Origin of the sequence: Geoanaerobacter pelophilus (assembly GCF_018476885.1) — a bacterium.
In the GTDB taxonomy this organism is placed as follows: domain Bacteria; phylum Desulfobacterota; class Desulfuromonadia; order Geobacterales; family DSM-12255; genus Geoanaerobacter; species Geoanaerobacter pelophilus.
In genome coordinates, this window is the sequence record NZ_JAHCVJ010000001.1 from 306,617 (window position 1) to 318,576 (window position 11,960).

At 54.2% G+C, this 11,960-nt stretch carries 10 protein-coding genes; 5 read left to right on the top strand and 5 right to left on the bottom strand.

The features are described from left to right. Nucleotides 1-9: 9 nt before the first annotated feature. Complete coding sequence (gene serA, locus KI809_RS01390; RefSeq protein WP_214169724.1) at nt 10-1,638, bottom strand: phosphoglycerate dehydrogenase; 1,629 nt, start codon at nt 1,636-1,638, stop codon at nt 10-12. Nucleotides 1,639-1,740: 102 nt separating this feature from the next. Here serA and KI809_RS01395 point away from each other — a divergent pair, with 102 nt between their 5' ends. Both KI809_RS01395 and purT read left to right on the top strand, forming a co-directional pair. Next, entirely contained in the window at nt 1,741-2,211 is a 471-nt protein-coding gene (locus KI809_RS01395) for a tRNA (cytidine(34)-2'-O)-methyltransferase (protein WP_214169725.1), read from the top strand. A gap of 53 nt (nt 2,212-2,264) precedes the next feature. Continuing rightward, nucleotides 2,265-3,449 carry a formate-dependent phosphoribosylglycinamide formyltransferase gene (gene purT / locus KI809_RS01400; protein ID WP_214169726.1) on the top strand — a complete coding sequence of 395 codons (1,185 nt, stop codon included), beginning with the start codon at nt 2,265-2,267 and terminating at the stop codon, nt 3,447-3,449. Between the two features lie 498 nt (nt 3,450-3,947). Here the strand turns inward: purT and KI809_RS01405 are convergent, their stop codons facing one another. Further along, nucleotides 3,948-4,304: a hypothetical protein gene (locus tag KI809_RS01405; protein ID WP_214169727.1), complete on the bottom strand. Its 357-nt coding sequence runs from the start codon at nt 4,302-4,304 to the stop codon at nt 3,948-3,950. 83 nt (nt 4,305-4,387) lie between these two features. Between KI809_RS01405 and KI809_RS01410 the strand changes: the two genes are divergently transcribed. The 3 genes from KI809_RS01410 to KI809_RS01420 all read left to right on the top strand — a co-directional run bounded on the left by KI809_RS01410 (nt 4,388) and on the right by KI809_RS01420 (nt 8,471). Then, nucleotides 4,388-4,981, top strand: coding sequence for a TetR/AcrR family transcriptional regulator (locus tag KI809_RS01410; RefSeq protein ID WP_214169728.1), 594 nt, complete (start codon nt 4,388-4,390; stop codon nt 4,979-4,981). Nucleotides 4,982-5,068: 87 nt separating this feature from the next. Next, entirely contained in the window at nt 5,069-6,151 is a 1,083-nt protein-coding gene (gene rsgA, locus KI809_RS01415) for a ribosome small subunit-dependent GTPase A (protein WP_214169729.1), read from the top strand. 223 nt (nt 6,152-6,374) lie between these two features. Next, a complete protein-coding gene (locus KI809_RS01420; protein ID WP_214169730.1) occupies nt 6,375-8,471 on the top strand; it encodes an NHL repeat-containing protein in 2,097 nt (698 codons plus the stop codon). Nucleotides 8,472-8,774: 303 nt separating this feature from the next. Here KI809_RS01420 and KI809_RS01425 read toward each other — a convergent pair whose 3' ends face one another. The 3 genes from KI809_RS01425 to KI809_RS01435 all read right to left on the bottom strand — a co-directional run bounded on the left by KI809_RS01425 (nt 8,775) and on the right by KI809_RS01435 (nt 11,922). Continuing rightward, nucleotides 8,775-9,893: a THUMP domain-containing class I SAM-dependent RNA methyltransferase gene (locus KI809_RS01425; RefSeq protein WP_214169731.1), complete on the bottom strand. Its 1,119-nt coding sequence runs from the start codon at nt 9,891-9,893 to the stop codon at nt 8,775-8,777. Between the two features lie 185 nt (nt 9,894-10,078). Beyond that, a complete protein-coding gene (locus KI809_RS01430; protein WP_214169732.1) occupies nt 10,079-11,044 on the bottom strand; it encodes a Tim44 domain-containing protein in 966 nt (321 codons plus the stop codon). Between the two features lie 95 nt (nt 11,045-11,139). After that, nucleotides 11,140-11,922 (bottom strand): HD domain-containing protein, encoded by a 783-nt coding sequence (locus tag KI809_RS01435; RefSeq protein ID WP_214169733.1) that lies wholly within the window; start codon nt 11,920-11,922, stop codon nt 11,140-11,142. Nucleotides 11,923-11,960: the final 38 nt, after the last annotated feature.

Consider the following 11,960-nt stretch of genomic DNA (forward strand, 5'->3'; position numbering starts at 1 on the left):
AAAGCGGAATCAGTTGCCACAACTGCGGCAGCGGTTGCACTTTGCGGTAGGCATGTGCAGCGCCTTGATAAAGGTTGCTTCAGTGGCCTTTTTGATCTCCTCAACGACAACCGGAGGCACGGCAGAGTCGATAGAGAGAATGACCATGGCCTCCCCCTTTTTCTCACTGCGGCCCAGGTTCATCGAGGCGATATTGATTTCATGTTGTCCCATGATGGTGCCGATCTTGCCGATCATGCCGGGGCGGTCAGCATAGTGCATGAGCAGCATGTGCTCCTCAGGGGTGAAGTCCATGGTGTAGTCACGCAGCCGCACGATACGCGGGATCCCCTCGAACAGAGTCCCGGAAATAAGCCGTCTTTTGCCACCCTCTCCCTCCAGCACCAAGGTAATGAGATTGGAAAAGGCATCGGTCTGGGTGGACTTGCTCTCTTCAACGGCAATCCCCATCTGCTCGGCGATGAGCGATGCGTTGACCATGTTGACATCCTGCTCAACCACCTTGTTCAGCAGCGCCGCCAGTCCGCAGACCGTGATGGGAGTGCAGTCGTAATGGGCGATGCTGCCGAAAAAGCTGAACGAGACCTTGGAGATATTGGTATCCACCAGCTGAATGCCAAAATCGCACATGGTGCTCATCAGGTTCAGGAACGGCCGCATCTGGTCCATCAAGGCCAGATCAAAGCGTGGAATATTCACGGCATTCTCCAGAGGCTGCTCGTCAAGATAGTTCAGCACCTCCTTTGAAACATCCACCGCAACATTTACCTGCGCCTCAAAGGTGTTGGCGCCGAGATGAGGGGTTACCACCAGCTTATCCTGGCTGATCAACTCCTTCAACAGATCGGTCTTGGGCGGCTCTTCGCTCCAGACATCTACTGCCGCCAGGGCAATCTTGCCGCTCTTGAGATTGGCCAGCAGCGGCGCCTCACCAATCACGCCGCCACGGGCGACATTGAGGATAATGACGCCACTCTTCATCAGGCCAAACTCACGGTCGCCGATCATCCCCATTGTCTCGTCATTGAGCGGGGTATGGACCGTGATGATATCGCAGTTCTTGTAAATCTCGTCGTGCGTGACCAACTTGACGCCAAGGTCGTGTGCTCTTTTTGCGGCAATGTACGGGTCGCAGGCGAGTACCTCGCACTCAAACGCCTTGAGCCGGGTCGCCACCCTCCCCCCGACCTTGCCAAGGCCGATGACTCCTGCGGTCTTACCCTTGAGTTCAACACCGGTAAAGGGCGCCCGTTTCCATTCACCCTTCTTGAGAGAGGCATTGGCAACGGTCACATTGCGGCACGCCGACAGCAGCAGCGCCATGGTATGTTCAGCAGCGCTGTTGGTGTTACCGAACGGCGCATTGACCACGATTACCCCTCGGGAGCTGGCATACTCAACATCAACATTGTCGATCCCTACTCCGGCCCGCGCCACCATCTTGAGCTTCTTGCCGGCATCGAGCACATCACGGTCTACCGTAGTACCGCTTCGGGTTATGATCACCTCGTAGTCGCCTATGGCCTTGAGGAGTTCTTCCTTGCTGAGCCCCAGTCGCACATCCATCTCCACCCGGGGGTCCTGTTTAAGCAGAGCCAGCCCTTCGCTGGCGACTTCATCGGTTACGATAATTTTCATATCATCTCCTTGCTGGGAACGTCCCTTTATAAGCGGCTAACTATAGACCTGAAGCGTAAAAAATGCAAGACCGCCGGGAAATTTTCGTGGTATACAAGAGCCATGAACCAGCCAATCCCATTCAACATCGTTTTGATCGAACCCGAAATCCCGCCGAACACCGGCAACATTGCCCGCCTGTGCGGCGCCACCGCTACCCCGCTCCATCTTGTGGGCAAACTCGGCTTTTCCCTGGACGACCGTTATCTGAAACGGGCCGGACTGGACTACTGGAGCGAGGTCGAAGTCGTTACCTGGCCCGATCTGGCGACCTTGCAGGCGGCACATCCCCAGGCCCGGTTCGTCTACACCAGCAAAAAGGCCGCAACCAGCCATGCCGCCTTTCAGTTCCACGAAGGAGACTTCATCGTCTTCGGCAAGGAAACCAAAGGACTGCCTGACGACCTGATCGCGGCCAACCCTGACACCAGCATCCGAATCCCTATCTTCGGCAACGTCAGAAGCCTCAACCTGTCAACTGCGGCAGGGATCGTGCTCTACGAGGCGCTGCGGCAGTGTGGCAGGCTGGAGTAAGCTTCCCGGTCGTGACATTTTGAATAACACTAAACCATGGAGGACAACATCGTATGAACATCGGAACCCCGCTGAAACCAGGCGCCACGAAACTGCTGCTGCTGGGATCAGGAGAATTGGGCAAAGAAGTCGCCATTGAGGCGCAACGACTGGGAGTGGAAGTGATCGCTGTTGACCGCTACCCCCATGCCCCGGCCATGCAGGTGGCACACAGAAGCCATGTCATCAGCATGCTGGACCGGGATGCGCTGCGCCGGGTGGTGGAAGCAGAGCGGCCCGACCTGATTGTGCCGGAGATTGAGGCCATTGATACCGCCTTTCTCCTGGAACTGGAGCAGGGGGGACAGCGTGTTATTCCCACGGCCCGCGCCACAAACCTGACCATGAACCGCGAAGGGATACGGCGTCTGGCGGCCGAGGAACTAGGATTGCCCACAGCACCCTATGCCTTTGCCCAGAGTGCCGAAGAGTTGCGCTCTGCAGCCGCTGCCATCGGGTTCCCCTGCGTGGTGAAACCGATCATGAGCTCGTCGGGCAAGGGACAAAGCGTGGTGAAAACCGCCGCAGAAGTCGATACCGCTTGGCACTATGCCATGGACGGGGCACGCGGCGCTTCCGACACTGTTATTATTGAGGGCTTTATCGATTTTGATTACGAGATCACACAACTGACGGTCCGCCACGCCGGAGGCACCTCATTCTGTCCCCCAATCGGTCATGTGCAGATCAAAGGCGATTACCACGAATCATGGCAACCGATGGCCATGTCACCTGCGGCGCTTGCCGAAGCCCGCCGCCAGGCTGAGGCGGTTACCACTGCCCTGGGCGGTTATGGCATCTTCGGGGTGGAGCTGTTTATCAAAGGGGACACGGTCCTGTTCAGTGAGGTATCCCCCCGTCCCCACGACACCGGCATGGTTACTATGATTTCCCAGAATCTGAGTCAATTCGAACTCCATGTGCGCGCCATACTCGGGCTACCGGTACCCGAGATCCTTAACCTTGCCCCTTCTGCCAGCCACGTTATCCTGGCGGCAGACAACCAGGATAACGTGCGCTTCGAAGGCATTGCAGAGGCCCTTAATGTCGCCACCGCCAAGCTACGTCTGTTCGGCAAGCCTGATACCCGCCCCGGCCGCCGCATGGCGGTTGCTCTGACCCAGGGCGCATCCACGGATGAGGCCAGAAGCCGGGCAGAGACCAGTGCCCATTGCGTTCAGCTGGTTCCGCAAGGGTAAATCTTAGTGGATATAAAGTGTTCCAACAGTAGGTTACAGATTAACAAGGAGATGACCTGACCAGCCCGTCAGGTCGTCTTCCACGTCCTCAATACAGCTCGCACTTCAGCAACCGGCAATCCATCGGGCCATTCCACAGCAGTATTCGCCGCGCCTTCACCTCTCCCAACCGACCGCCATACGGCGGGTCTCAGTCAAGATTAAAAGCATTGCAAACCTTTTGACATTTATTAGAAACAGGGAAATAATGCGCGCTAATTTGCTGACACCCATGCATTAGCTGTTTCAAGCGCAACCTGATTGGAAGATGACCGTAATCAGCCTATGGATGTTGGCCAGATTTGGCCAGCATCCTTTTAAGAGTGTTGACCAATATGGCTTTTATCTTAAATACAATAAGTTACGCCAATAGCATTTATATGTTTTTTTGTTATTGGCAGACTAAAAGGTATGTTGGCCAGAACTGATCAATAATAAGTTGGACAAGAAGGGATATAATTATCGACTAGAACCCAAGAGAATCTCGTTCATATCTCCCTTTGCCTTAAAGCTTACAAAAAGAAGATATGGCGCAAGAAACATTGTGCCGCCGAAAAATCCTAACATGCCAATAATTATTCCACCGGGAGAGAACTGATGACGCCATGCAAGCCATAATCCGGAAAAAATCAATAAACACATGAAGTCAAAATTGAATTGCCCAGGCCATGTCATGGCTACCATGTCGCCGAAAAACTGCGGAAATAAATTCCAACCATGGTTTAGCCCCACAATGCTCGTATAAACAATGATGCAGATTATCATTGCAATCAATAGTATACGAAACGGAACCAACCTATTAATTTCAGTTGACATGATTCTCTCCACAAATCAATTATTGTAGCGGTTGCTACAATAATATGTAGCAACCGCTACAGTTCTTGTCAAGGGATATATAGATGAGCAAAACAGACGCGAAAAAACAGATTATCATTGAAAAACTTGCGGATCACCTTCTTCAATTTGGCATGAAGGAATCAAGTCTGCGTCAATTAGCTACGGCAGCCGACATGAGCGACCGGATGCTTCTGCATTATTTCACCAATAAAGACGAGTTACTCACTGCTACATTGGTTCGCATCAATGACCGTCTTATTAGTATATTAAATAGTGCTAGTTCAGAGCAGATGCCTTTACAGATTTTGCTACCGCATCTTGCCCAGTTGATAAAAAACCCTCTTATCAATCCCTACTTGAAGCTCTGGCTTGAGTTAGTCCCACTCACCGCAGCAGAAAAAGAGCCATATCTCGCCATAGCTAAACAGATATGCGACACTTTTTTTGGAAAACTGACCTCAATGCTGAAAGTGGAGCGGGAGGAAGAACGCATCCCACTCGCATCGTTGGCTTTTGCCATGACTGAAGGATTTGTCCTTTTGGATGCACTTGATTTCGATACACATATTGCGAGCGCCTTGAAAGGGATAGGAGAAGCCAGATGGACTGTTTTCGCCGAACAAAGTAAAAATGGAAAAGTCCAACCACGTCGTTAGACGCCGCCCCAAAAGACGGGCGGGTCAACGCCGACCCCGTTGGCCGCTAAAAAGAGAATTCTAATTTTACATTTTGAGGAATATCAAATGATATCTGTTTCTGAACAACTGAATCAATTTGGATGGAATGAATGGTTTGATGCAAAGGCACAAGAAATAATCTGGGCAGGGCACCGTGTTGCACGTGTTGTTGCAGTGGATCGTGAACAACTTCTTGTAATAGATGAATCTGGTGAATACCGCGCAAAGCTTGCCGGCCGTTTTCTATATACAACTGAGCGACCGAGTGATTTCCCTTGTGTTGGAGATTGGGTATCCATTCAATACAGCGGCTCTGACGATTTTGGAATAATTCATGACGTCGTTCCGAGAAAGTCGTTTCTTCGGCGCAAGGCTGCAGGAGATACTATTGAATACCAGATGATCGCGGCGAATATTGACGTGGCATTAATAGTCCAGTCCTGTCAGTTCGACTTCAATGTTAACAGACTTGAACGTTACTTGGTTATGGTGAGAAATGGGCAAGTAGACCCTGTCGTTTTGCTCACAAAAACCGACCTGATAAGTCCCGAAACGCTCCAAGAACTAATTGATGAAATTAAAAATGCTGGAATAACTACGGAGGTAATCGCGCTTAGTAATATCACCGGAGAAGGGGTTAACAATGTGCGCGACATTCTACAATCCGGGAAAACCTACAGTCTTTTAGGTTCATCAGGGGTTGGCAAAAGCACTTTAATAAACCAGCTGATCGGCCGTCAGATACTTGAGACCAAAATGGTGAGTGGTACTGGAGAAGGACGACATACGACAGTGCGGCGTGAACTCATACTATTGAGTAATGGCGCAATGCTGATAGATAACCCAGGGATGCGTGAGTTTGGCATTATGGGGGCTGAGGAAGGAATGGGCGACAGCTTTGCTGATATCTATGTGTTAGCATCGAAATGCAAATATCGTGATTGCTCCCACTCGAATGAAAAAGGTTGTGCTGTGTTGGCTGCAGTTGAGGAAGGAAGCCTTCATCGGGCACACTATCAGAACTTTATCAAGCTGAGGACTGAATCAGAGTTTCACGATCTGTCGTATCTTGAAAAGCGAAACAAGGATAAAGCATTTGGCCGCTACATTAAGTCTGCCAAGAAAGATCTGGGAATCAACCGCAAATAACTATGGAGAATAGGAAGAATTTCCCCTCTTAAATGCGCAACGGAAAGAGGATTTGCCAACAAGGAAGAAGCACCGGCCTAAAACCGCCAGTGTTCTCCCAAGCCGTTGAACGATAAAATGAGAGATAAATGATTACGTGTATCCTGGCCTCCTCTTTCCTTTTTCTATCAACCAAATTGGCAATTTCAGCCAGTTCCCCTTGTCTAAAACAGGAGGTGTTCAAATGAACCGTTCGTTAATATTCGTAGTTGTTATTGCTTTAGTGAGCCTTACACTTTTGCTGGGCGGTTGCGGAGGGGGGAGCAGTGGCGGCGGAGATTCTACCAAGCAGATGGGGGGTGCGCGCCAAGGTGTTACCATGACATTGAGCGGGGAAACAGCCATCCTTGCCGGTATCTCAGTTGTTGGTTCTCAAGATGGCACCGGCAGTGCTGCACGGTTCTATCGTCCTTATGGCATAACCTCAGACGGCACCAATCTCTATGTTGCCGATTCCTATAATCACACCATCCGCAGAATCGTGATCGCCACCGGAGAGGTCACAACCCTGGCCGGGAGCGCCGGGGCAATAGGCTCCATTGATGGCACCGGCAGTGCGGCACGGTTCAATTTCCCTGAGGGCATCGCCACCGACGGCACCAATCTCTATGTTGCCGATACCTCCAATCAAACCATCCGCAGAATCGTGATCGCCACCGGCGCGGTCACGACCCTGGCCGGGAGCGCCGGGGCATCAGGCTCCATTGATGGCACAGGCAGCGCGGCACGGTTCAATGTTCCTGTTGGCATCACCGCCGACGGCACCAACCTCTATGTTGCTGATTCATTTAATAACACCATCCGCAAAGTTGTGATTGCCACCGGTGAGGTCACGACCCTGGCCGGGAGCGCCGGGGCATCAGGCTCCATTGATGGCACCAGCAGCGCGGCACGTTTCAATTTCCCTAAGGGCATCACCACCGATGGCACCAATCTCTATGTCGCTGATATGTCCAATCAAACCGTCCGCAAAATAGTGATAACCTCAGGTGAGGTCACGACCCTGGCCGGAAGCGCCGGGGCAGCAGGCTCCACCGACGGCACCGGCAGTGCGGCACGTTTGTCTTATCCTTATGGCATCACCACCGACGGCACCAGCCTCTATGTCGTCGAACCCTCTACGATCCGGCAGATCGTGATCGCTTCCGGCGAGGTCACAACCCTGGCCGGAAGCGCCGGGGCAAGGGGCACCACCGATGGTACCGGCAGTGCGGCACGGTTCTACTCTCCCTATGGCATCACCAATGACGGCGCCAACCTCTATGTTGCCGATGACGCTGCCATCCGAAAGGTGGTGATTGCCTCCGGAGAGGTCACAACTCTGGCCGGGAGCCGCTGGGCGACGGGCACCACCGATGGTACTGGCAGTGCAGCACGGTTCTCTGGTCCTTATGGCATCACCACCGACGGCACCAACCTCTATGTTGCCGATAACTTTACCATCCGAAAGGTGGTGCTTGCCACCGCCGAGGTCACGACCATAGCCGGGGCCGCCGGGGCAACAGGCACCGCCGATGGCACCGGCAGTGCGGCACGGTTCTTTTCTCCCCATGGCATCACCACCGACGGCACCGGCATCTATGTTGCCGATTATTTAAAAAACACCATCCGCAAGGTCGTAATCGCCACCGGAGAGGTCACGACACTGGCCGGGAGCGCCGGGGCAACAGGCACCGCCGATGGCACCGGTAGTGCTGCACGGTTCTATCGTCCCAATGGCATCACCACCGACGGCACCAATCTATATGTTGCCGATTCCTCTAATCACACCATCCGGAAAGTTGTGATCGCCACCGGAGAGGTCACGACACTGGCCGGGAGCGCCGGGGTAACAGGCTCCGACGATGGCACGGGAACTGAAGCACGTTTGACTTATCCTTATGACGTCACCACCGACGGCATCAATCTCTATGTTGCTGATTCATACAATAACACGGTGCGCAAGATCGTGATTGCCACCGGTGAGGTCACAACCCTGGCCGGGAGTGCCGGGGCAACAGGCTCCATTGATGGCACCGGCAGTGCTGCACGGTTCTATCGCCCTAATGGCATCACCACCGATGGCACCAATCTCTATGTTGCGGATCGGTCTAATTACACCATCCGCAAAATCGTGATCGCCACCGGTGAAGTAACGACCCTGGCGGGAAGCGCCGGTGTGGCTGGCTCCACCGATGGCACCGGCAGCTCGGCAAGGTTTTATGTCCCTAACGGCATCACAACCGATGGAACCAGATTGTATGTTGCTGAGGGCAACAACATTATCCGTACAATCAGATGAATCACTAATTGCTGCTTGATTGTTACCTCTCGCCAGCTGAGCCGAACAGGCCGGGGCCGGGTATACCATCTCAAATATTGACAAATGAAGAGTGGTATTATAAGCGATTTGACGCTGGGGCAGATTTTCAGAATGGCAACAGAAGCAGATCCCAACGACCAGTACAAGGGATGAAATGGGACCACACAGATTCCTTCTATAAATACTGCCAAGCAGCTAAGGCACGTGCTTAATAAACCAATCAAGTGACCAACCTGGAAGAAGTAGCTGCCTAAAAACCGCCGCTGTTCTCCCGGCCCGTCCTCAATACAGCTCGTACTTCAACAACCGACACTCCAGCGGCCCGTTCCAGAGCGGTATCCGGCGCGTCGCCTTCAACCCCACATTTTTCGACAACTCCTGGCTGCCGGTGAAGATCCAGGCAGTGTTTCCCTTGCAGCGCTGCTTGAACAGGTCGCCGATCTGCCGGTAGAAAGGCTTGAGCGCCTCCACCTCTCCCATCCGCTCGCCGTACGGCGGGTTGCAGATGACCACCCCGTTGCCGGGCGGTGGGTTGAAATCGGCCATATCGTGCCGGGTCAGGGCGATCAGGTCTCTCACCCCTGCCCGCTCGGAGTTTCTCCGGGCAGTGGCAATGGTCCTGCCGTCGCTGTCGCTCCCCAGAATCGGGGCCGGAAGTTTTTCAAGGGCCTGACTTTTGACGGTTTCCAGCTCCCTTTTCCATGCTGAAGCATCAAATCCTGGCCATCTCTCGAAGCCGAAGCTGCGCCCCAGGCCCGGTGCCCGCCTTGACGCAATCAAGGCCGCCTCAATAAGGATCGTGCCGGACCCGCAGAGCGGGTCGCTGAGAGGGACAGAGCCATCCCATCCGGTTGAAAGTACTATTGCCGCTGCCAGGGTCTCGCGCAGCGGGGCCTCATTGCGCTCGGTCCGGTAGCCGCGCTTGTCCAGCGGAGTTCCGGAGGAATCGAGACTTACGGTACAGCGGTTCTTGAGGAGATGGATATTAACCCGCAACCCGGGGTCTTTGGTATCAATACTCGGGCGGGAGCCGCAGCGGTCGCGGATGGTATCGACAATGGCGTCCTTGGCCTTGAGCGCCGTGTTATGGGAATGGGTCATAGCCGAATCCCGGAGGGAGCAATCAACCGCCAGGGTCATCTCCGGAGTCAGATACTCGTGCCAGGGGATGGCCTTTACCCCGTCGTACAACGACTGCGGCGAATCGCACGGAAATGTTGCCAACGGCACCATGACCCGGTTGGCTGTCCTGAGCCAGAGATTTGCCTTGCGGCAGTCTGTCATCTCTCCGGAGAACCGTACGCCGCCCCGGTCAACGGTGATGCCGGCCATGCCGAGTGTTGCAAGCTCACCGGCGAGGATCTCTTCTACGCCACGGGCGCAGGTTACAAAAAATTCCATAGTCAGTTCCTTAATAAAAACGGCCGGGAGGGTCGTCCCGGCCAATTGTATACTGCTTCCGCAACGTCAGATTTGAGATGATCACCAGGCGGCGAGGAGGAGACCCCGGAGGCGTACAAACAGTACGTCGAGGAGGCCGACGACGAGCCAACGCCGTGAGGGCTCAAATATGGCGTTGCCTTGAGCTATACCTGCTGAATGGACGAAAGCTTCCACTGATTCGGCCCAACAGGGCGGGTAAAGGTCCAGTATTCCTCGAACTTGACCGGGTCGGTCTTGCTCCCTTCAAGGACATTACCGGCCTCGTCAGTGGTGTAATCCAGAAGGTTGGCGTAGACCAGGGTAGTGATGAAGTCGCTGCCGCTCTCCTGCCATGCCTCGGTTATCTCGACACTTCTGACCGCAATGTTCTCCAGGCGGTTGATCCGCTTCTCCTGCAGCAACCGCTGCACATCCTGCTGTAGAATGCCGCGCATCTCTTCGGTCATCATTGCCGAAGCGGTGGAGAGGTCACGGTTCATCCAGGCCCCCTGGATCTTGAAGAAGAGATCCATGACCGTGTCCTTGAAACGGCTTTCATCAAAATTATAGTCCATCTGCCGGATATAGGAGAGTCCTGCCGCAGTGTCGTCGTGCGGCTGGTCATAGGCCGGTGCCGCATTGCCGTAAACCTGGGGCTGCTGGTAATCGGTCTGGCCATAGTTTGCGCCGTAAGACTGGTAAGCAGGCTGTGCCTCTCGCCGCTTCTTGATGAAGCGGTAGATCAGGTAAGCGATCCCGGCAAGCAGCAGGATGTCGAACAATCCAGGGCCGCCGTAGCCGCCTGCGCCAGGACCGGCAAAGCCCATCCCCCGGAAGAGCATACCACCGAGCATTCCACCCAGCATGCCGCCGGCAATCCCACCCATCATGCCCCGGAAGAAACCTCCCTGCTGCGGTTGCCGGAAAGGTGAAGGGTTGGACGGCATTGGCGCCGGAGTTGCCTGGCGATAGGGTGTGGTTGGCGCTGGGCGGGAATAGCTGCGGGAACCGCGGCTCCCCATGGAGCGGCTGCCGCCGGCACGTGCCTGGGCTTCGCTTTCCATAAAGGTGGCTGTTACCACAAACATCCCCAAGAGCATTACGAAAATCTGTGCTGCATATCGTTTCATTTATGATCCTCCTTTGTAGCGTGACGCAGTGCGATCCATGCTCTGCATTGTATCATCATTCCCGACTCTTTCAGGAAAAACCCAGCCGGCGGTTATTAACAACAGCGTGACGAGAGGACATCCCACACCGTTCGCAAGGAACGCTCGACATTTGGGGAGTAAGGAAGCTTTGCCGCGAGCCGTGCCAGGTCTCCCCGCTCCTTGGCCAGCCTGAAAGAGTCCGGGAAATGAAGATCGAACACCCATGACAGCTGCAGCAACCTGAAATCATTGACTGTCCGCAGCAGTGACAGTTCCACCATCTGCCGCCGCCCTATGACTTCCAACACCTCGGGAGAACAGTCCGGGAGATCCGGGAAACCGAGGTTCGCCGCTGAGGCCTGCTCATTGTCGGGTAGCGACGACTGATCGACAAAGACCCTCCAGATGTCGAGCTTATCCGCATCGCGAATAAGATTGAGATAGAGCCGTTGCTCCCCGGTAACTGACGCGGGGATCTTAAAGGCATTATGCAGGCCGACTGCTTGTAAGATGATAGCGGCCTCCTCTTTTGTCAACCCCTCGAGAAGCCTATTGTCACGAATAACCTTAACGCTGAGCGCGGCATGGTTTTCCGATTTACTGTCCTGAAATGTCCGATAGTTGCGATACTGCTCAAACCTGCCCACGTCATGCAGCAGACCGACCATCTCCGCCAGATCCAGGCGGTCTCCAGAGAGACCGGCCGCTTCGGCCAGCAAACGGATGTTAGCCCTTACTTTACCGGTATGCAACTCCTTGAGGGTGTAGTTGCGCACTGCCGATTCATCGTCGTTCTCAAAGGTACGACAGTAATCGGTGAACCAGTCTTCCAGCTCGCATAACTTTCCGTCTTGCATTGCACCTCTTCCTCAATGAATTGCGGCGAAGTATAACA